This is a genomic window from Bacillus sp. ISL-46, assembly GCF_018613205.1.
This window is the reverse complement of record NZ_JAGGQR010000009.1, coordinates 103,018-125,728: the sequence shown is the minus strand read 5'-3', so window position 1 is coordinate 125,728 and position 22,711 is coordinate 103,018. Positions and strand designations below refer to the sequence as shown.

Annotated in this window: 19 protein-coding genes and 1 tRNA gene; 1 reads left to right on the top strand and 19 read right to left on the bottom strand. The window is 38.2% G+C overall.

Features of this window, described 5'->3' with window-relative positions; translation table 11 throughout:
* Positions 1-35: 35 nt before the first annotated feature.
* Positions 36-677, top strand: a complete 642-nt coding sequence (locus J7E67_RS03890; RefSeq protein ID WP_214731045.1) for a TetR/AcrR family transcriptional regulator — start codon at positions 36-38, stop codon at positions 675-677.
* Between the two features lie 114 nt (positions 678-791).
* Here the strand turns inward: J7E67_RS03890 and solA (J7E67_RS03885) are convergent, their stop codons facing one another.
* The 19 genes from solA (J7E67_RS03885) to J7E67_RS03795 form a co-directional block, all read right to left on the bottom strand.
* Complete coding sequence (gene solA, locus J7E67_RS03885; RefSeq protein WP_285291914.1) at positions 792-1,976, bottom strand: N-methyl-L-tryptophan oxidase; 1,185 nt, start codon at positions 1,974-1,976, stop codon at positions 792-794.
* A gap of 1 nt (position 1,977) precedes the next feature.
* Positions 1,978-3,114 carry an N-methyl-L-tryptophan oxidase gene (solA, locus tag J7E67_RS03880; RefSeq protein ID WP_214711622.1) on the bottom strand — a complete coding sequence of 379 codons (1,137 nt, stop codon included), beginning with the start codon at positions 3,112-3,114 and terminating at the stop codon, positions 1,978-1,980.
* Positions 3,111-4,469, bottom strand: coding sequence for an MFS transporter (locus tag J7E67_RS03875; protein WP_214731042.1), 1,359 nt, complete (start codon positions 4,467-4,469; stop codon positions 3,111-3,113). The genes solA (J7E67_RS03880) and J7E67_RS03875 overlap by 4 nt, the downstream gene beginning before the upstream one ends.
* 582 nt (positions 4,470-5,051) lie before the next feature.
* Complete coding sequence (locus J7E67_RS03870) at positions 5,052-5,423, bottom strand: hydrolase (RefSeq protein WP_214711626.1); 372 nt, start codon at positions 5,421-5,423, stop codon at positions 5,052-5,054.
* A gap of 279 nt (positions 5,424-5,702) precedes the next feature.
* Positions 5,703-6,494: a hypothetical protein gene (locus J7E67_RS03865; protein WP_214711627.1), complete on the bottom strand. Its 792-nt coding sequence runs from the start codon at positions 6,492-6,494 to the stop codon at positions 5,703-5,705.
* A 93-nt stretch (positions 6,495-6,587) separates the two neighbouring features.
* Positions 6,588-7,367, bottom strand: a complete 780-nt coding sequence (locus tag J7E67_RS03860) for a hypothetical protein (protein WP_214711628.1) — start codon at positions 7,365-7,367, stop codon at positions 6,588-6,590.
* A 229-nt stretch (positions 7,368-7,596) separates the two neighbouring features.
* Entirely contained in the window at positions 7,597-8,139 is a 543-nt protein-coding gene (locus J7E67_RS03855; protein ID WP_214731040.1) for a DUF6241 domain-containing protein, read from the bottom strand.
* 289 nt (positions 8,140-8,428) lie between these two features.
* Positions 8,429-8,851 carry a DUF6884 domain-containing protein gene (locus J7E67_RS03850; RefSeq protein WP_214711630.1) on the bottom strand — a complete coding sequence of 141 codons (423 nt, stop codon included), beginning with the start codon at positions 8,849-8,851 and terminating at the stop codon, positions 8,429-8,431.
* Between the two features lie 70 nt (positions 8,852-8,921).
* Positions 8,922-11,408: a restriction endonuclease-like protein gene (locus tag J7E67_RS03845; protein WP_214731038.1), complete on the bottom strand. Its 2,487-nt coding sequence runs from the start codon at positions 11,406-11,408 to the stop codon at positions 8,922-8,924.
* Positions 11,380-13,962: an MrcB family domain-containing protein gene (locus tag J7E67_RS03840; RefSeq protein WP_214731036.1), complete on the bottom strand. Its 2,583-nt coding sequence runs from the start codon at positions 13,960-13,962 to the stop codon at positions 11,380-11,382. The genes J7E67_RS03845 and J7E67_RS03840 overlap by 29 nt, the downstream gene beginning before the upstream one ends.
* A gap of 353 nt (positions 13,963-14,315) precedes the next feature.
* A tRNA-Sec gene (locus J7E67_RS03835) sits at positions 14,316-14,412 on the bottom strand.
* A gap of 138 nt (positions 14,413-14,550) precedes the next feature.
* Positions 14,551-14,952, bottom strand: a complete 402-nt coding sequence (locus J7E67_RS03830; protein ID WP_214711633.1) for a hypothetical protein — start codon at positions 14,950-14,952, stop codon at positions 14,551-14,553.
* Between the two features lie 42 nt (positions 14,953-14,994).
* A complete protein-coding gene (locus tag J7E67_RS32025; protein WP_214711634.1) occupies positions 14,995-15,474 on the bottom strand; it encodes a hypothetical protein in 480 nt (159 codons plus the stop codon).
* A gap of 275 nt (positions 15,475-15,749) precedes the next feature.
* The gene (locus J7E67_RS03820) at positions 15,750-17,378 is read right to left on the bottom strand and encodes an ABC transporter substrate-binding protein (protein WP_214731034.1); all 1,629 of its coding nucleotides are present in this window, start codon (positions 17,376-17,378) and stop codon (positions 15,750-15,752) included.
* A gap of 34 nt (positions 17,379-17,412) precedes the next feature.
* Positions 17,413-18,318, bottom strand: a complete 906-nt coding sequence (gene opp4C / locus J7E67_RS03815; protein WP_214711794.1) for an oligopeptide ABC transporter permease — start codon at positions 18,316-18,318, stop codon at positions 17,413-17,415.
* A 40-nt stretch (positions 18,319-18,358) separates the two neighbouring features.
* Complete coding sequence (locus J7E67_RS03810; protein ID WP_214711636.1) at positions 18,359-19,309, bottom strand: ABC transporter permease; 951 nt, start codon at positions 19,307-19,309, stop codon at positions 18,359-18,361.
* A gap of 19 nt (positions 19,310-19,328) precedes the next feature.
* Complete coding sequence (locus J7E67_RS03805) at positions 19,329-20,345, bottom strand: ABC transporter ATP-binding protein (protein ID WP_214711637.1); 1,017 nt, start codon at positions 20,343-20,345, stop codon at positions 19,329-19,331.
* Entirely contained in the window at positions 20,342-21,364 is a 1,023-nt protein-coding gene (locus J7E67_RS03800) for an ABC transporter ATP-binding protein (RefSeq protein WP_214711638.1), read from the bottom strand. Before J7E67_RS03800 ends, J7E67_RS03805 begins: the two co-directional genes overlap by 4 nt.
* A gap of 61 nt (positions 21,365-21,425) precedes the next feature.
* Complete coding sequence (locus J7E67_RS03795; protein WP_214711639.1) at positions 21,426-22,634, bottom strand: M20 family metallopeptidase; 1,209 nt, start codon at positions 22,632-22,634, stop codon at positions 21,426-21,428.
* Between the last annotated feature and the right edge of the window lie 77 nt (positions 22,635-22,711).

Genomic DNA, 22,711 nt, shown 5'->3' with positions numbered 1-22,711 from the left:
CGGTTTAATGCTTTGATGAGGGGTTGGTGAGAACATTGAATACTTTCAAAAAATTACCCAGCGAAAAACAACTTCATATTTTAGACTCCGCGGCCGAATGCTTCGCCGAGAAAGGATATTATGGAGCCAGTATTAAAGATATTTGTCAAAAAGCCAATATTTCCAATGGCGCTTTATATAAATACTTTTCCAATAAAGAGGAAGTATTTTTAGCGGTATTGAATCAATGCCAAAATATTTTAGTTGAGCATTTATATCAGAAGTATACACATATTCATCACTCACTTCTTACTTCAGTTCGGGAGTATTTAGAGGAGATTGAAAACCTCCATTCCAAATACCCTAACTACATAAAAGTTTATGCGAATCTCGGCTCGAACAATATGGAAAATTTCTCTCAAGAGTTACATGATGCTTTTATGGAGTCAGGCGCTTATATACTTAACATGGTTTCAGAAGCAAAAGCTAGAGGAGAAATTCATTCTTCAGTTGATGAAAAAGTGTTATCTTTTTTATTGGATAATCAATTTATCCTTTTCCTTTATTCATTGGTTTCAGATTACCACGAAAAGAGATTCCGGTCTTTTCTAAGAAAAGAAAAAAATGAAACGCTAACTAATCAAGAGAAAATCGACTTTATTTTGAACTCAGTCCAACTTTTCTTTAAAAACTCCTAATAAAAGGAAATGTTTTTATGGGTCATAGATTCATTTTTTATAATAACGATTAAAAAGCTTGTCGATCTCTTATAATTGAGAGATCGACAAGCTTTTTTCAATTATCCAGCTTTTTTACAGACTGGATTTTTCTTTTAAAAATCTGGCTGGGTCCATAAAATCGATATCATAATGAGTTTCACCTGTCAGGACGAGTTCAGACGCAATCCTGCCCATTAGAGGCGCAAACTTAAACCCATGCCCTGAAAATCCGCCCATTACGATGATATTTTCATTTCCTGGCAGAAATCCAACCAGAGGAGCATGATCTGGTGTATAGCCATCCATATACGCGGCCACTCTTACCGGTTCAGGAATCAGGTCTGGCAAGCAGCTTTTGACACCTTGAATCAGTTTTTCGATATCTTGAAGCGGCACATTCCGGTCCATGGAATTTGGATTTATGACAGGCCCATCACCTCGATCACTAACAGGTGCAATCTTCACCATGCTGCAATCCAATGAAGGCACTCCAAATAAATTAATTTCCTCCGAAAAACGGACAAAGATAGGAAATCGCTCTGGCAGGAATTGATTTATCTTTTCTGATGTAAACCAAGTCAATAAAAGGCGGTTAACTTCAAAATTGTCTTTTAGGGCAGGCAGCAATTTATCTAACCAAGGTCCAGCTGTAACAATCACTTTTTCAAACTCATATGCCCTATCATCGACCATAACGGTTACACCGTTTGAATGAGGAATTATATTTTGGACGGTCGCTTTCCTTAATATAGTGGCCCCTAATTCCTCAGCCCTTCTTGCTGCCGTTAGGACAGAGCGTTCTGGCCGTATAAATCCGGCCTGCTTATCTAGAATCATCACCTCTCCATCGTTTAAAGGATGTTGAGGATAATACACTTTCGCTTGTGCCGGCCCAATGATTTCGTGATCTAAGTCATAGGTACGAACACACTCCAAAATAGTTTTTATCGACTCATGCTGTTCGTTGCCAATCATTAGACCTCCATTCAAGGTAAGGAGATCCGTATTGGTGTCTTGTTCCAATTCGCGCCATTGTTGGCGGGAATCCATGAGGAGCGGAACATACTTGCTTCCTTCCAAATAGGCCGTCCTAAATGCTCTTGATTCTCCTCCTGCTGCAGAGCGATCATGTCCAAGATAAAACTGTTCAAATCCAATGACAGATGTAATTCCTTTTCGTGCCAGTTGCCACATGGCCATACTGCCCATTGTACCAACCCCAATTACCGCTACCCTTGCATCCTTCAGTGGGATTCCTCCCTTCGAAAAGTTATTCAACTTACATTTTTACTTTTAAAAATCGCTCTGGACGTAAGTGTGAAATATTAAAATTTGTATTGCCTGTTTCGATGAGATCTAATCCGATTTTACCCATAACAGGCGCTAACTTAAATCCATGGCCAGAGTATCCTCCCATAATAAACGTCCGCTTAAACCCAGGAACCAATCCGACTACAGCGTGCTCATCCGTTGTATAGCCGTCCATGTGCACACTGATTCTGACTGGATCTGGTCTTAAGTCTGGCATATAGTTGCGGACTGCCTGATTAATGTTGTTCAACTCAGAAAGAGCAACATCACGGTGTAAGTTGTCTGGATCTTCTACATCTCCAAAAGTATCAATGCTCCCTATCTTGACCATGGTTCCCTCTAATGTCGGAATCCCAAAAAAACTAATCTCTTCTGCCCATCTTCCAAATACAGGGAAAGCATTCGGCACATACTGATTCATTTTATCTGTTGGATACCACGTCATGACAATCTTTCGAGGAGTTAAATTCTCTTTTAATTCAGGAAATAGTTTAGTTGTCCAAGGTCCAGCTGTAACAATGACTTGATCAAAATCATATGGCACTCCATTAGCAACAACCCTAACCTTGCCTTCCAACTCTTCAATCTGCTCTACAGCAGCATGGCGGTGAATGACGGCTCCAAGTGCTTCCGCTCTTTCTGCTGCTGCAAAGACAGCCAATTCGGGTCTCATAAAACCAGCTTCTTTATCAAGTACCATAATGTCATCTGGGTTAAGTTTGTGTTGGGGAAATCGCACGTTTGCACTAGCTGCATCTAACACCTCATGACTGATATCAAAATCATGGGTACTTTTGATGACGTTTTTCATTTTGTAGGAATCTTTCGGCCCGATCATAAGTCCGCCGTTTAGAGTCAATAGATTGTATCCAGTTTCAGCCTCTAAATCACCCCATAAAACCCGTGATTCTTTCAGCAATGGAACATATTCAGCCCCCTCCATATACGCTGTCCGGAACATACGAGACTCGCCTCCGGCAGCTGAACGATCATGGGCGATTCCGAATTGTTCAAATCCCACCGCCTCTATACCTTTCTTTGCTAATTGCCAGAGTGTCATACTGCCAATTGATCCTACCCCAATCACTGCTACTCTTTTTGTCATCTAGCCTTTTCCTCCCTCAAGTTCACGTTATACAGTGGTGTTGCCACGTTTGAAGCCTCCACAAGTGAAATATTCCTAGTTTCTGGAGCCCACTTAATTGAAATGAATGCAGCAAGCAATAAAATTCCAGCTAAAATTCCCATTGTTATATTAATACCAAGGACATCTAAACTGATCGGTAAAAGAAAAGTTCCTACAGCTGCCCCAATCCGACTGATCATGGTGGCAAATCCTACTCCCGTTGAACGAATGTGAGTAGGAAAAATCTCACTTGGATAGACGGTTTGCAAATTGCCAGATCCAGAAGCAGCGAATACGTAAATGGCAAAACATCCCACAACGATAAATGAGGATGGATTTGGAATAATGGCAAGCAATGCAATTGAAATAGCGAGGATAAAGAAAGAGTAAATGGCAAAGCTTCTGCGCGAGATTTTATCCATAATCACTACCCCTACCACTGCCCCGGCCAATTGAAAGAGATTGGATATAAGGGTACTGAAAAACCCGTCCTCCATATTAAGGCTCGTGAAAACAATGGGTGTAAAAGTCATCATTCCGAAATAAGGCAAGACATGCAGGCCCCAAAATAAACCAGCAAATGCCGTTCGTGTTCGATAGTTTCTATTAAATAACTCTTTGACATTTGTCTTCTTGTTTTCCTCAAGACGGAGGTCATCAATCCGGACATGTTTGCCAAAAAATTTGTCCACAACTGCTGTTGCTTCGTCAATTCTCCCTTTGCTCACGAGCCATCTAGGAGATTCTGGAGCTCCTAATCTCATGACAAATAAAAGGAAAGCTGGTACAGCACTACTTGCCAGCATCCAACGCCAAACCTCTTCTCCTCCAAACGATAGCATGGCATAACTGATAATGACAGAAAACACAAAGCCCACAGTCCACATAGCATTCAAACACGCTAGAACCGTGCCCCGCTGTTTTTTCGGAAGCAGCTCTGACAGCAGCGTCGCACCTGTCGCATATTCAGCGCTAATCATAATGCCCATCAATAACCGAAGAATGAACAATTGCTCTGGGGATGTAACGAAAAATTGTGGAATGGAAAGCACCACAAAGAAAGCAATCGTTACTAGATAGATAGGTTTCCTTCCAATTTTATCCGTCAGCCATCCAAAGAAGAAACTTCCCAAGAATAAACCAATCAGTGCAGAACTTCCGATTAACCCATACCATACAGAGCTTAACTCCATTTGGGGACCTAACAATGTAAGAGCAATACCTATAACACCTAAAATATATCCATCGCAAAATTTTCCACCTGTTGTAAAGATGGCTGTCCTAATATGGGTTTTGCTTAACGGTAGATCGTCCATAGAAATTGTTCTCTCCACAAGAGTTTCCCCCTTTATTCAATTTTTTGGCATCAGGTACTCAGCATGCTACGCTACAGAATATTAAATAAAACTAGAAAGAATTCCTTCCCATAGACCCCCTTCCATCAAATATGATTCAATCGACCTAAGGAATAAGAAACCTACTTTTTTCTTTCATTTTTAGAGAGTGAACGTTCACTCTTCTACATAATAATAGCAACATCGTAGTGTTTATTCAATAGTTAATTTTGAATAATCTGAAGATTCATAATAAAAAGTATTTTATTTCCAAAACTTTATTTAAATCTAATTGGGTGTAAGATCCAGTATCATCCTTTACATAATTAATAATATTGGTTTTTAATCGTGGCGTGGGATATAATAGGGATCACGTTTATTAATTTCAGCTTAAACCTTAAAAGGAAGGTATCCTATATCACGAATGATTAAATCGTGTTTTTTAATGGTATCAACATAATAAGACCTACCTTTCTATACGATTCAAGAAAGAGTAGGTCTTTTTTGTATAAATTGGAACTTATTATGGGCATTGGGGGCAGCCCCCCATCACTTTAAAATATTAAACTACTAAAATAACCTCTATTTTTGATTAATCAAAATTCTCGGTACCAGTATGGCCTGTTCGTTTACAAAGTCTTCACTTAATATTCCCATTTCGCGAATATGTGCACGAGTTTTTTCATCACCCAAATAATATAGTAAGGAATAGATCAGCAGAATTCGTAGAACATATTCTTTATTTTGGTGCTGATGATGATATTCAAGATAAGGAATGTGGGCTCGGAAATAACTTTCCCAATCTGTTTCATCGGTTTTATCAAACATCCGTACTAGGACAGCAACTTGACTTTCCGTTGCGTCAATCTTAAAATCCCATTCCACTCCATTAGGTTCACTAAAAATCTCGTGAGATTGAATGTTAATAAAATAGCTGTGTTTTGGTTCATCCATAAGATCATCTCCTATCCTTTTTGGATGTATACCACAAATCTGAAAGTCCAAAACGGTTATGAGTATCAGTATTTCAAATCAACAATTCCATTTGGACTTTTTCTACATGCATTTTTTATTTGACAGGTGAATGTCTTTTCTCAATTGAATGAGATAAAATTGGTACAACAAAGGGATATCCAAGTCTTCATCGACAGTTTAAAACACTTTCGTATGAAAAACCTCCAAAAATATTAATTTTGGAGGTTTTTTGTGTATGTTTAATTTGTTAAGCTTTGTTCAGAATAATTTAAACTGCATCAATTGTGATGGTAATCTCAGTATCAAATTACTGTTGCAGCGGATTTTCCCATCGATTTTCCCTTTTTTAATAATCTTAAAAACTTGTGTTTCCTCAGGAAGATACTCAACCAAATCTAGTGATTGTTCATTTTGGTAGAAATAGCCTTGTTCGGGATATTTATTGAAATCAGAACGGACAAATTGGACAACGGTTCCTACTGGCACAGTATAGTGATTGTTTGCCACATTAATATTGCCATTCGAAGAAATATAAAATTCAATTTGAAGGGCACTGGGAATCTTAGGAACTCTATAAGGAATTAAAACTAAGCGTCCATTCTTAACTGTCCACCTGGAATACCTGTTCGCACTTTTCTGTATAAGTTTACCATCCTCAAAAAATATGTCTCCATTATATACCGAATCATTGCACCTTACCAATTCAACTATTTTTCCTTTAAAGTTACCGATGATTGTATAATGTAAAAAGTCTCCGTTACCCGTCCAGGTGGAAAAAATCAAGACATTTTGTTTAACTAGGCTTAAAAAGCCATAAGTAATCCGATATTCTTTAGGGTGTATTTTCGTTTCCTTATATTTTGTAACCCATTCTCCTGTATTCTCATCCTTACTCTGTAAAAGGATCTCTTGAGGCGTTTGTACCACTCTTTCTGAACTGCTCTCTCCACCAAGGTTTATATAGGTAATACCATCTTCTTGTTTTTCGTCCTTTATAGACTTATTAAATAGGAAACTATCCCAAAATTTTGATTTTTTTTGTCTCTCCAATTCTACTATCCTCCTTAAAGCCAAAATATTGTGAAACAATATATCCTATTCGAGAAAGGGACAATGGGTATCTATAACGTATAAAAAAGTGTATTACTTTGCTACTATTGTAATTGTAATCCCCTTATCTCTATGTGAGTCGGGAATGATCTTCCCTTCAACCTTTCCTTTTTTAACAATCTTAAAGGCTTGTGCCAGGTCAGGAAAATCCTCAATCATCTCAATCGATTGTTCATCTTCGTGAAAGTAACCTTGCCAGGGACTTTCATTTAAATCGGCTCGGATAAATTGAACGATTGTTCCTACTGGAACAATATAATGGTTTTTTTCAACTTTTACACGTCCGTCTGGAAAAAGGTAATATTCAATCTGAAGCGCACCGGAAATCTTTGGAATTTTATAGGGAATCAACATTAATCTGCCATCTTTGATGACCCATTTGGAATACCTATTTGTACTTTTCTCTAGTAATTTGCCATCTTCAAAAAAGATGTCTCCCTTATAAACACCTTCAGTGTCAGCCAATTCAACAATTTTTCCTTTCCTTCTACCGATGATTGTATAATCTAAATACCCACCGCTTCCCATCCAGGTAGAAAGAATCACTACATTTTGCTTAACTAGCTTAAAATAGCCAGAAGAAATTCGATAATCTTTAGGGGCTATTTTCGTTTTCTTATATTCGGTTACCCATTCACCTGTTTGATCATCCTTACTTTGCAAAATGATTTCATGATCGGTTTGCACTACTCTAACTAACGTAGTCTCACTGCCGAGGTTAACATATTTTACTCCATCTTCTTGTTCTTCATTTTTGAGAGACTTGTTAAATAGGAAACTAGTCCAGAAACTTGGTTTTTTCTTATTATCCAAATCTATAAACCTCCTATATTTTATGAACAGTATATCCTATTCAGGTATGAAGAAAGGGGAGTCAGTTATATTATGGAAATTAAGAAAAAAGGATCTGCCACGTAGCCAGATCCTTCAATTATTATTTTGAGCTGATGAAACGCTGTTTACAAGCTTGCAGTTTTGAGACTTCATCAAAAAATAGATTAAAATGGAAACACAAAGGGACATCCAAGTCTAAATCGACATCTTAAAACTCGTTAAAGCGCTCTTTTCGATACTCTGTCTCCTCTTCTTTAGTAAGCAATCTGGTTGCTTCTCCAACTGAACCTCCTTGAAGCTCCCAAATTTTATTATGGTCTGAAACCGCTTTACTAAAATCACCCACTTGCCATTTCTCTAAGATGCCTATGTATAGATCACTGTGATCTAAACCGTTCTGATCTCGTTTAACCGCATCAAGTAATTGATCAATTCTTTCTTGAGTTGGTTCTAAATCACTCCATTTCTCCGAAGCATATACCTTAGAATGACTCATGGAATGGATCGCGTCTTGAATTTCAGCTTCAGTGATACCTTCTGGAAATTCTGTTTCCACTTGCGTTTCAATTACTTCATCCTCTTCCGAAGCTTCATCAGTAGGGGTCCATGTTTCAATGACGTCCTTTTCTTCGTTTTTTTCAACGTGTTTAACCGCTTCCTTTGATCCTAGCAAACTAGTAGATACATAGTACCCAATGCCCAAGACTAGAGTGGCAATAACGATAACGATGGCACTTCTATATTTCCCCATAATACCCTTCATACCCTTCAATGTAGGTTTGACCTGATAACTGCACCAAATCTTTCCTTAACTTTTGCGTATCCACCATAACGTACACTTGATATTTGGGATTGTTCTTGTTTCTCATGCTTTGGTGAAAATCATTGCCAAGTTTCACTAACATTATTAATCTTGTGAAAAAGGGTGTATTGAAGAAAAAATAGATATGCTTTAATAGTTCATAATGTATTACAAAAGAAAAATTCCCCGATCCACTAAAGGATTCGGGGTTTATTTAGTTCTTGTTATAAAGCTATTTTTATGAATCTAGTTGGTCTTTATAAAATTTCAGCTGCTCTCCTATCCCTTTTCCTTCAAGTGGTATCTCATATTGAATCCCACTATTTTCTAGAAGCGGAATAAGGTATTCTCTATATTTTTTTCCAGCATAAAAGTCTAATTGGAGTGGCTCCAATTTTATTAGTTGATCAAATACTTCTTTTGACCATTCTTTGCGTTGTGACGAATTCATTTTATTTAAAGTTACATCATATGGTTCAATTACTGTTTCTTTATTAAGCAATCCATATTTAGCGGATAAAATAAACCAATTATCGTAATTTTGTTTGCTGATATATGCGATTGCTTTTTTAAATAATTGAGATTCTATGTACATTTCTTGAGCAGAGCAAGGATAATCTCTTTTTAATTTTGTACAGCTAATTAAGGCATATTTAGACATAGAATTCACCTTTCATAAAGAGTGTTCTAATATCACAGTTCCAATAATGTCTTAGTTCACTTGAAAGAGCCTAAGACATGCCATCGGACATGATCCCCATCAACACTTTAAAAACCCCAGTAGGATTCTTCTCTAGATCTTCAAAGGGAACTTCCTTCTTTACATCATTCTTGACAAATACAATGTTTCTCTCTGACTTGTGCATGATTACCTTCATCCCTTTTATCCGGTATTCCATTACGCTAGAGGCATGATCAAGTTCCGAATCATCTAAATCTAGTTTAATCCGATCCGACACCCTTCTCAGTATTCTCCATATAATCATTTCTTCTTTAGATTTCATAAACAATTCAGGAAGCTCTGTTGCTTCCTTTAAGACGCTGAGTGTTGTAAGTACATATTTAGAAATTCCATAATGGACTGGCTTGATAATAGGATTAAGGTTCATCCAATAAGCCACTTTAAACCTTATTAATTCAATTTCACTAGCTCTTGCAGGCTGGACCTCTTGAATTTTCCCATATACCAGAACACCATTTTCTGCATTAACGCCACTTTTAACGTACAAAGCCACATATTTCGCATGCTGCCAACCTCTTTTAAGCTTCTCAACAGGAATTGAATAGTAGCCTTCTTTAATAAAAAGATCATAATCTTCCTTATTTGATACAAGCCCTACTAGAACCGTCTCATCTAGACTTGATTTCCATTCTGCTAGTGTCCCTCGAGGAAGTATTCCTTCCTTCTGAATTTCCTCTGGCCCCGTATCGATCAACCTCTCCACAAATTGTTCCACTAAGGTGGTGACATTCGGTAGAAATGGTAGTCCACCAATATTAACTTTATTAATACTTTGATAAAAATGATGTTCTTGATAAGATTGTTCATCAAACCACGGAAAGAGAACATACGCTCCAAATGCAGTTCTTTCATAAGGGCCATCAACTTCCGAAGCCACAATCGAATCTCGATAGCGATGCATCGTATTGATATCATCTTCCATCGGGCCAGGTGTTTTGTATCGTTTTTGATAGTAGCTATCAGCTTGGGCATAATCGATTCTGTATTTTGCATCAAATATATAGTTAAAGGTGTAGTCTTTCCCCTTTTTCCGAATGCTTAACATTGTATCAGGTTTCTGTGGAAGAGTCGGTAAGCCACCTTCGTATTTTTGATAGGTCAAGACAATTTCTTCATTCGTAATTGGATGCTTAAAAACACGCTTTGCTATACGGTTTGCTTCAAGATTAACAAATAACCCCTCACGATTTACTTGGACAATGTCTTGACTCACTAGTTTATACTTCCGACCGAGAATTTGCCCGAGCTTAAGGAAAGTCCAATATTCATAAAGTGTTGCTACATCCTTCACAGACATTTGATAAATTTTCCCTTCAAGCACCAACCCCTTTGAAACGGTTAAGTAAATTTGAAAGGCATCTCGATAGCCCGGGGCCATTTGCAACACCAAACTCATCACTGACCGATCTAAGCTTCCAATATTCGACCAAAAAGAATTTTTCACCCTTGCTTGAAGCTGATGGGTCATCTTTTTGATCCTTTCCACCAAATCAGGATCTGGATCCTCTAAGGTCCTTTTATTCAAATTTAGTATGGACTCAAGTAAATCGTTGAGCTTATGAATTAATCTCCCTATCATCCACTTGACGTATCTATTTTCAACTGTATCGTAGGTTAACTCCTTCTTGATTCGTAACCCTTCTAAAGGCATGAGATTCTTTTTTTTAAAGGAAATTCCATTCTCTACTTCAACAAATAAATTCGAACGTTTTCGTAAATAATTCCGACTAGTGGAATCAAGCTTCCTTAACTGATCCCCTCTTGCCTTTTCATATGTCTTTTCTAGCTTATGATGTGGCTGCTGCTCAATTCGAGAAACAGCTTGTAAAAACTTTTGAAAATGCAGACTAATTAGCCGATAAAACTCAGATCTAGAAGGTTTTCCTTCTAGCTTCAATCTTGCGCCTAAATAAGTTTTCCGGATGAAATGATAAGCGAGGTTATAAATCTCATCATTTACTTCTTCAACTAGCTTTTTGTAATCATTTTTATAATCTAGCTTGGAAGGATAGATTTCTAACGTTACTTCCAATATCTTCTGGCTATTGTTTCTGATTTCAAACGTCGTAAATCCGACTTCATTTTGAAATTGAAGATTCCCCATCAACATCGACTGTTGGCCAATTTTCAAAGCTGAAATCGATTTTCTTAAAAGCGGGTGCTCATGATAAAAGGTTAATTCTTGACCGGTCTTCGGCATAACGATAAGCTGATAAATTCCATTTTCAAAAAAGATTGGCCTTAGCTCCATTGGCTGTACAAGCTGTTGTTGATTTATATCATATACCTTGATTTCTTGAATGCCTTCACCGTGCACGGAAAATTTCATGACATCATGATAGTCCATATTTCGATATTGCTTTAATCCTTCATACCGTTCATGATACGGTTTTCCTTTTATGATCAGAGATAAATCATCTGTTTCAATCTGAACTAATTCAACATCCTCACGAGATCCAGAAGGAAGTGAAGCCATCTACTAACCTCCTAATCATTTCGGCAACCTTTGCTGCACTATGAGGATATTTTGCACTCACAAGATCCAATTCGGTCACATCGTGATCTTCTTCATACTGTTTATTAGTGAAAAGTAAATATAGCTCCCTTAACAATTGATCTACCTCTGAATCACTACCTGCAATCCGTGCTAATACCTTTTGTAAAATACAATGGTCCAATGCTTCTTCAAAGGTCATTAATTTTGCCTTTTCGTTATATACCATATAAAAGCAAATCTCATCACGAACACGGTATCCAACATGCGCATTCGTCTTTTTAAGAGACTGGTTCATAGTCACCAACTCTTTCGTTACCCGTTCTACTAAAGAAGTGTTCCCTTGATAAACATCCTTAAGATGAAGATAGTTAGAGGCAAAGGAATCGTGTCCGATAACAAGAGGCTCTACATCATCTAAATCATTTAAGAAAGCGAGATTTCCGAGTTCGACTCGATTAAATTCAATTGTGTTTGCACGGTCCAATACTTTTTTACTAAACGGATGAGTCGTTTCATCCATATTGACGGTCCCGATGATATACAGATTATTCGGAAGCTTGAGATCAGCACTAGCTATTTCCTGTGATAATAAATTCGACGAAACCATCTTTCCGTCTTTCCATTTTCTGCTTTCCATTACACTTAAAATATCACTAAAATAATACTCTACCCTTGCCAAGTTCATTTCATCTAGTAGAACAAAGTAGGGTAAGTTTGGGTGATCTACCGCTCTCTTAATCACCTTCGTCAGTGGCCCCTCTTTAAATTCACCCTTAATATCAACATATCCTAATACATCGGAACCATCATTCCAATCAGGGCGAATCGGTATCAAAGAAAACTGACCATTCTCTTCCGTTGCTCCCACACTCTCAGCAAACCATTGGACCATCTTTGTTTTCCCGGTTCCGGAAATCCCTGAGAGAATCACGAATGGTTTGGTTTTTATCGATAGGAATAAGTTGATCACCTCTTCTCTTTTGTATAAAAAGCCTTTGCTTCTTATGTAGGAGTAAATATGGTCGATGAGCTCTTTATCATTAAGACTCTTTGTTTCTGTTTCACGCACTATGTAATCTTCGGTTTTGATCGACTCTGTCGTTTTGTACCCATTTTTAAGCGAAATATAATGTTCGTAGATGTTGACCATTTCCTGTAGATCAGTCACAAATGTATTTTCATCTGGCAAGTTTTCTATGTAGTATGGGATATAAGCTGCTGTTGATAAAGCATATTGTCTAGCCTTCGAACTGATTCCTAGACTGAAGTTGTCATCCTTTCGTACCTTACTGGTTTCAGGAATGGACTCACGAATCTCATCCTTTATTCGCTCCATTTCATCCTTGGAAGTTTCCGTAACACCTTGGGCGAGTGTAAGATAGACACTTTTCATATCCTCACTAAACAGATAAACAATGTAATACCCTCTCTGCGTAGAAACTGTAATTTTCCGGTTCATAATGGCCACCCAAGGTACAGAGGCCCAATTTCCTTGACCAACTGATCCTATTACTAAATACTCTGCTGAATCAATAAAAGATAGTTGATAAAACTCCGAAGGAATCGTATTTCGAACAAAGGCTCCAAGCGGGTGACTCCCAAAACCTTCACGTTTTGCATCAAGGTATTCATTCATTACTTTTAAAAGACTACTTCTTATATCGCTCACCATTACCTGCTCCTTTAAGCTAATAGTATCAAAGAAATTTTCAGTAGGGATCCAGTCTTGGTCAATTAATTGGGTGTTTTCTAACCACAAAAGCAGATAATTTGTTCTTTCTTTTGCAACTGAATCCACCATTAAATTGTGACCACGAGAATTACGAACAATCAGCATCCCTATCTCTTCAAGAGCAACCTTCTTCTCCTTTTTCGAATAATTTCTAAGGAGATCTAAACAAATAAGTATGGCCCTGAAATAACCAAGATTTAATAGAATTCTTTTTATGTATTGATCTTTATTTTCTACTTCAATATATTCAGCTAACTGGAAATGATTTGCTTCGTTTAATTCATTAATAAAACCAAGCAATCGAGCATCTTGTCTACTTCTTGCCTTTACTCGATATAAGTTGCCGTCAAACTGTTCGTTCAATTGTGTTGGATCATATGCACCTGTAATTACTTCATCCAAAAACCCTTTTACATTTTGGTATTGGACATTGGGTAGTTCATCTGTTTGAAATTCTCGTAAAGATAAAATGGTTGTCCTTCCACTAATGGATGCCTCAACAAATGGGAGGTTAGAAAATAAAGCCATTAAGAATGAAGTTCTTCCCCTCGTCTTCTTAAAATCATTGGCAACACCCTGCCGAGCACTTACAAACTCACGCCAACCTTCCAGTATAAACTCAAATGATATAAACTCATACGGATCCTGTTTTTCACCATTTTGAAATTTACTCCTAGAAGATTCTGTTTCAACATAAATGCCTTTATCGTCAAACTTGATTATTTTATTTACTTTTTCTGTACTTAATGTTTTTACAAGTCTTAACCTTTTAGTAAGTTCAACTACGATATTTTCTATCAAATAAAATCACTCCGGAATTTGAATAAATAAACTTATTAGTTTATTTTACCAAATTTTGATAAACGTACATAATTTATTTAAAGTGCCTAATAATGGAAAAAGAAAAGAGAGCTTTGGCAGCTCTCAGGTCTTGGTAGTATCAAATATGGTGGATTCACTTATTCAAGAATTATTAATCTTCAAAATTCAATTAAGAAAATTTTCTCTTCGAATCCCCTTGTTTTTTCTGCATTCTTTTGTCGTACCTCTTATACCTTTTCAATATTGTAACTATGACATTTAGCTAAAGCATAAATGATTTCTAGCATCTCAGCCTCAGAAAGAATTCTCAAGAATCCTTGATATTATTAGGTTGGCGGGTCTGCGTGGGAATCGAACCCACCAGACCTGGCACGCAGGTCTCAAGCAGTTTTGAAGACTGTGGAGGACACCAGTACCCCATTCAGCCCCTTCTAAATTGCTATATATCAACGTTTCTAAAGTATATCTACACAGTTTTATTATCGTATAGTGATTATCTTTTATCAATCATTTATTTATTTTAATAATATTCTGTTATGTGTGTTTTTTTTTGAAATAAGTAACTCTTTATCTCAAAAAAATTCTTTTTTTGGCTTGATTTGAAAAGTTTTCATAGTAATATTTTAGGTCTTCACAAAGTTTGTATAAATGTTCTCTAAGTTCTCTGTATTTATCATATTTATCACTTTTAAAATGAGGTGCTAAAAAAACAATTCCATCTGCTACATCATTATTATAGAAGAAATTATTATCAATAAAATCTAATACCTTTTCGAATTCACAAATAAAATATAAAAAACTAAATTGAACATCTTCATCTAAAAACGACCGTGATGGTTTTGTTGCCCAACTAATAAATTCATAATAATGTGTTATGTTATCTGAATGTGCAAATTGATTTGATTCTAAAAGACTATTAAAAAGATAAAACTTATCTTCATCAAACTTCTCTATTACTTTTTCAAACAAATTCTCTTCATGAGTTTGTTTAGGTGATGTTAATTCCAGGCGTTATTTTATTTGATTGAGTATATTATTAATCTGATGTTGGAAATATTCATTCCTAATATATGTGTTTTTTTCTTTTATTAATTCCTTTTTATAAAAGTCTTCACCTAAATAATCAATAGAAACTGAATGGTCTCTTTCCATTTCTTCTTTCCATTCAGCGAACCAACTCTCTTCATCTTGAGACATATTCAAATGAACAGGGTCAACTGGCTGTACGTCATAATGGCCGTATACTAAGACTGTTGGAGCGTTTTCCTGATGAAGCCAGTCCCCATAGATTATCGGATGACCTTTTGTCTGGACGATTTCATCATGATCCATTCCAATGCTTTCTAATTTATTGGCAATCCATGAAGCCGCTTTTTGAATGTCCTCTTTATGCTCAGATAAGGAACTGATGCTTGGAATCCGGAGCAACTCTTTTAAATCCTCGACATTTTGATTGTGTTGATTGGATAACAACTCGGATAATTGACTCATGGTCTCACCTTTTCTAGTTTTTTCTATTTTTATTTTATACAAAAAGACATGATTGGCTTCAAGTAATACAACTTGGCCACTACCTGTCACGTCAAATAAAAAATATATAGTTTATCTTTCTTAAAAAATCTATATGTATTCATATGTTAAGGCATCATCTAGTTTTAAGATGATGCCTTCATGATCACTCTTATTGCTAAAAAGGGGTGCCCCTATTTTAAAGGACACCCTAAATAATTAAGAATTAACAATTTTTTTAAAGATATCTCGATTACTTATTCTGCTCCAACAAGGGACCAATCCTGAATTTTATTATGGAATCCGAATATCTTAGGCTCTCCAAATTGTACTTGTTTAGAAATGGCTGCGAAATCATAATCTGAATAAAGTGAAATGATCGGAACATCTTTCTCCCAAATTGCTTGCAGCTGATTATAAATTTCTTTTCTCTTTTCTGGATCAGCTTCTGATTGTCCTTTTAACAGTAGCTCATCTGACTTTGGATTATTATATCTCATAAAGTTATAGGAACCAGCCTTACTATAAAGAGTTGATATTTCTGGATCCAAAGTAAAGGTAAAGCCCATTAATAACAAATCAAATTCTCCGGCTTTTCCTTTTTGCATAATGGTCGGGAAATCGTACGTTGTGACTTTAACCTTTACTCCCACGTCCTTTAGGTTCTGGGTAATAATATCCGCGGACTGCTCACGGACTTTATTACCGATTGGGACTACTAATTGAAGGGACTGGTTAAAGTCCCAGCCAGCTTCCTTCAATAATTGTTTTGCTTTTTCCGGATCGTAGGTGAATTTTTCTAAATCCTTATCAAGGTAAGGGCTGACCGAAGTATACGGCCCATCTACTATTTCCCCTTTTCCTTTTAATAGCTTATCTACGAATTTTTCACGGTCGAGGGCGTAAGCAAGCGCTTGACGTACTTTGGCATCTGTTATTTTTGTTGTATTAAACATCATCGTTTGAAAACCGATCGTTGGCTCCTCTTTCGTTTTTACATTATTAAACTTTTCAACAGTTTCATAGTCTTGAGCCGGAATCTTTCCGATTCCTGCAGCCACGTTCATATGAAGCTCTCCTGTCTGAAGTTGGGCCACGAGGTTTGGAGCAGGCATAATTTTAACAAACAGGCTGTTCGTCTTTGGTTTTCCTAAATAATAGTCTGGATTACTTACAAATTCGACATATTGATCCTTTTTATATTGAACAAACTTATAGGCGCCATTGGTGACCGTTGGTTTGGTGAATAATGGATCCTTCGATAAATCAGCTGGCGCAATCTTCTCTAAAACATGTTTTGGCAGAATCATAAATTTTGAGCCCAGTTGTTCCTTAATCATATTCGGATCAACAGGTGTTTTCGTTTTAAATTCTACTGTTTGTTGATCGATAACCTTTACCGAAGAAATTTGAGTTTGTCCTTCTTTTAACTTGCCTGTACCATCAAGACCTTCAAAGACGGAGATATAGGTGCCTACAGTGGTTTCAACCTTTGGATTTGCAATTAAGTTAAAGGTAAAAGCGGCATCCTCAGCTGTAACTGGCTTCCCATCAGACCACTTCGCATTCTTATTCAACTTGATTGTAAAGGTTTGGTTATCAGTCGTTTCAAAGGAATCCGCCAATTTTGGGACAAACTCTTGCGGACCTGTCATTTCTAAAAAGGAATCAAACATAAACTTTTCAATAAAACCTGAAGCGATGTCGGAGGAATTAATCGTGCTGAAGTTAATCGGCGGATTAACCATTCCCAGATACATGGTTTTGCTGCCTGATGTTTGACCAGTTGAAGCAGTGGAAGAAGTTTTACTCTGACCTGAGCATGCTGTTAAAGCCAATGATAAGACGATAGCGGATAAGCTTACTGTTCTCTTTAGATAACCCATAATGTCCCCCTAATTGATCTCTTTTTTTAATTAATTATTTTAAATTTTTTGGATCCATGGCATCGCGCAATCCGTCGCCCATAAAATTAATGGATAGAACAGCTAATAAAATCATTAAACCAGGAGGTAACCATAACCAAGGCTGCGTGGCTAATACAGTTAGCGACTGGGCTTCATTTAGCATATTTCCCCAACTGGCCGTTGGCGGCTGTACTCCCATTCCAAGGAAACTTAAGGAGGCTTCTAATATAATCGAAGAGGCGATTCCAAACGTTGCATTGACTAAAATAGGTGCTAAACAGTTTGGCAAAATATGTTGAAAGAGAATCTTCCAGGAAGGTAATCCTAATGCAACCCCCGCTTTCACATAGTCCATCTCTTTAATGATCAGGACGCTGCCTCGAACAATGCGGGCAACCGACGGCCAGCCCAATAATCCGATGACAAGAATAATATTAAGGAGACTTGGTCCCATGATACTGACAAGGACAAGGATGACCATAAGATAAGGAAAGGACATAAACACATCCGTTAGACGCATAATAACCATATCCACCCATTTTCCAAAGTATCCAGCAACAGCGCCGAGGATCGTGCCAATTACGACGTAAATAGCAACCGCTCCGATACCCACAGCGAAGGAGACCCTAGATGCATAAATCAATCTACTTAACAAATCCCGCCCCACTTGGTCTGTCCCCAATAAATGTTCAGCTGAAGGCTGATCAGCAAATTCCCCGTTAACAGCATAAGGACTCTGAGGTGCCAAAAGAGGAGCGCATAATGCCATTAAAACGATTAAACTGAAAACAATTAGTCCAAAAACAGCTAGTTTATGTTTGAAAAACTTTTTTCTAATGACCCTTAAGTAGCTTTCCTCTTTTCCCACCTCTTGTTTTACGTCGAGATTCAGATCATTGACTACCGGAATTCCTGCCATTTTAGTTGCTAGTGACACCTTAACCTCCTCCTTCCGAAAATTAGTTGTACTTAATCCTTGGATCCGCAACGGAATAAAGGATGTCGGTAAGCAGATTTGAGAAAAGAACCATGAAAGCAGCCATCAGGTTAATGGCCATTAACACCGAATAATCCCGTGAACCGATGGATTGAATGGTTAATTGTCCAAGTCCAGGCCATTGAAATATTTGTTCTGTGACCACGGCTCCTCCAATTAAAAGAGGGATATCCAAACCAATGATCGTTATAATCGGGATGAGTGCATTTCTCAGCGCATGTTTATTAGTAACAATAAATTCGCCTAAGCCTTTCGCTCTTGCCGTCCGTAAATAATCCTGTCCCAGTACTTCGATCATACTGGACCTAACATAGCGGACCATACTTCCTGCGATTCCTGTCCCAAGGACGATAGCGGGCATAATCAAATGAGATAACGTATCCGAAAATCCCCCAGTACCGCCAAGTGTATTCATGCCGCCAGTCGGTAAGATCTGCGACATAATCGCAAAGACATAAATCGCACCTAAACCCATAAAGAAGTGTGGAATCGATACGCCAAGAAAAGAAAAAGTAGTCGTCAAGTAATCGATCCATGAATATTGTTTTGTTGCACTTAGAATTCCGATTGGAATGGCAATCAGATACGCAATGATTAAGGCAGACCCCATCAGGATAAGGGTTGGACCCAATCGTTCGAAAATCATATTCGTAACCGGCTCATAGGTGGAGTAAGAGAAACCAAAATCACCTTTAAGCAAATTCCCCAACCAGTGCCAATATTGGATATAGATTGGATCATTTAATCCAAGAGCTTCTTTCTTAATCTCAATGTCTGCAGCCGTTACATCCGGACTTACATACATGTCGACTGGGTTTCCTGGTGCCAGATTAATAATTAAAAAGTTAAAGATCGTTACGCCAAACAAGACAGGGATAGCGATCAAAATTCTTCGGATAATATACTGGACCATAGGATCCCTCCTTCCTCGTTTACATTAATGGAAAGTGACAAGCTGTTTGATGTTGAAGACCGATTAATTCCGGGGTTTGCACACCACAAATGTCTTGAGCAATCGGACATCTTGTATGAAAACTGCACCCTTTAGGAGGGTTGGCCGGACTAGGAACATCCCCTTTCACTAAGACTCGTTCCCTGTTCCGCATATGTGGATTTGGAATGGGATAGGTACTCAGTAAACCTTGTGTATAGGGATGTTTCGGCTTCTTAAAAATATCTTCTGTTTGACCAAGTTCAACAATTTTCCCTAAATACATGACCGCAATCCGATCACTAATATATTTGACAGCACCTAAACCATGTGCGATGAAAAGATAGGTAAGCTGAAACTCTTTTTGTAAATCTTTTAGTAGATTCAATACTTGTGCCTGGATGGAAACGTCTAAGGCGGATACCGGTTCATCACAAATGATCAGCTTTGGATTTAATATAAGCGCTCTGGCAATGCCAATCCGTTGCCTTTGACCTCCGGAAAATTCATGCGGATAACGGCTTCGATGCAGCTTTGTTAATCCTACGATTTCAAGCATTTCATTTACTTTTCGATCCACCTCCTCTTTATCTGCCAGTTTATGGGCGAGCAGTGGTTCCGAAAGAAGATCTCCAATCCTCTTTCTCGGATTTAAGGATGAGTAGGGATCTTGAAAGATCATCTGCATTTTCGTGCGGGTTTTTCTTAGTTCGGATCCACTGATATTCGATAAATCGGTTCCTTCTAAAATGACTTTCCCTTCAGTTGGAGAGTCGAGTTTCACAATGGCCCGGCCCGTGGTCGATTTGCCGCAACCGGATTCTCCTACAAGTGCAAGCGTTTCTCCTGGATAGAGGCTGAAGTTTAAACCATCGACCGCTTTTACATGCCCGACCGTCCGGGGAATAATCCCTTTTTTAATAGGGTAATATTTTTTAAGGTTATGAACCTCTAACAAGGGTACATCAGGCACTGTTTTTACATCTTCAATGTTCGTCTCAACCGTTGTAACACTCATACCTGAACCTCCTCGATCGATTTCGCGTTTGTCAAATGCTCTTCTTCTTCCACTAACCAGCATCTGACTTTATGAACTTTTTCCTTATTAATAGAAGAAAGAGGAGGCTTTTCATGCAGACATTTTTCAGTAGCATATGGGCACCTCGTGTGGAACCTGCACCCCTTAGGCATATGCTGTAAGGTTGGTACCATCCCTGGGATGGAATAAAGCCGTTTATGCTCTTCATATTCAAGGTGAGGAATCGACTCAATTAATCCTTTTGTATAGGGATGCTTCGGTTCATCAAATAACGTAAACACATCCGCTTCTTCCACCACTTGCCCCGCATACATGACAAGGACTTTATCTGCCATCTCAGCGATCACGCCCAAATCATGAGTGATTAACATAATCGCGGTATCGGATTCTTCTCTCAGTTCTTTCATCAATTCTAAAATTTGTGCTTGGATGGTCACATCAAGGGCTGTCGTCGGCTCATCGGCAATGAGCAGCTTAGGTTTACAAGACAGGGCCATCGCAATCATGACCCTTTGTCTCATTCCCCCCGATAATGAGTGTGGGTATTCATTCATCACTTCCTCAGCCCGCGGGATTTTTACTTGCTTCAGCATATCAATTGCATATTCTTTAGCATCCTTTGTACTCTTTTTTAAATGTAGCTTGATCCCTTCAATCATCTGGTTACCAATGGTATAAACAGGGTTCAGGGAAGTCATGGGTTCCTGGAAAATCATCGAGATCTGATTCCCGCGAACCTGTCTCATTTCGGCTTCTGTTAGCTTGTTTAATTCTTTGCCATTCATCTTAACCGAACCATTTTTTATGTAACCATTTTTCCCTAGCAATCTCATAATCGACAAGGATGTAACACTTTTCCCGCAGCCCGATTCACCTACAATCCCAATCGTTTCTCCAGGCTCCAGGTTGAAAGTAACCTCGTCAACCGAAATCAATTCTCCTTTTTCAGCCATAAATGCGGTTTGTAAATTTTCTACTTCGATTATTTTGTTGGACATCTTCCTCACCCCTTGCCCTGCTTAAAATCAGGTAAATTCTTAAACTTCTTCTAACTTGGATTTAATAAGCAGGTTCCTCGAGAATCTGTTCCACGTTCTCTACCGTATATTGATGGACAATGCTTAATAGTGCTTTCCCAGCATAGATCATCGCTTTTTCATCGAAATCAAACTTTGGATGATGATGTGGGTAGGCGGCTCCTATTTCTTCATTTCGTGCACCTGTATGAAAGAACATCCCTGGTTTTTCCTGCAAATAGTAAGCAAAATCTTCAGCACCCATGATTGGGTTCATATCTACAAGCATGCCTTCATCTAATGTATTTTTCACGATATCTTTAAAAACTTCAGTTTCACGCTCATGATTATACAGAGCCGGATAACCGTTGTTATATTCAATTTCATATTCAGCATGGAATGCGGAACATACGCCACTCACCATCGTTCTGAACTCTTCTTCGATTTGAACTCTTACGTCTTTGTCAAACGATCGGATCGTTCCGGTTAACACGGCTGAATCTGCGATGACATTCGATGCATTTCCTGCATGGAAGGAACCGACTGATACAACGGCGGAATGTTGTGGATTGACCCGTCTGCTCACGATGTATTGGAGCTGGTTGATTATTTGTGCGCCGATTGCGATGGCATCAATGGTTTCATGCGGTGAGGATCCATGTCCACCCTTACCCTGGATCTTGATTTTAAAGGCATCTGCTGCAGCCATGGTATAACCGTTTTTGACTAAATAAGTGCCGAGCGGTGCACCCGATGCTAGATGTGTTCCAAACACCGCATCCACTCCATCTAAGCAACCATCCTCGATCATCGCAATCGCTCCGCCCGGTGCTAATTCTTCCGCATGCTGGTGAAGCAGCACGACATTTCCGGATAACTGTTCACGATTCTCGCTTAACACCTTTGCCACCGCGAGTAATGTGGCTGTATGGCCATCATGACCACAGGCATGCATCACACCTGGTACTTTGGATTTATAAGGAACTTCCTTTTCATCCTGAATCGGAAGGGCATCAAAGTCTGCTCTAAGGGCAATGGTTTTCCCCGGCTTCGCCCCTCTAATCAACCCGACTACCCCTCTTCCGCCAACACTAGTTCTTACCTCAATTCCAAAGTCAGATAAAATTTCTGCAATCATTTTAGGTGTGTGCACTTCCTGGAATGACAGTTCTGGATTTTCATGCATATACCGTCTCCACACTACCATCTGCTCGTACATTTCTTCCAATTGAAAATGCCAATCCTTAATCATAAAAATCCCTCCGTTTACCTTTTATGATGTTACTAGATTACATTTGATGTTATTTAATATGACATGTAACCTTTATG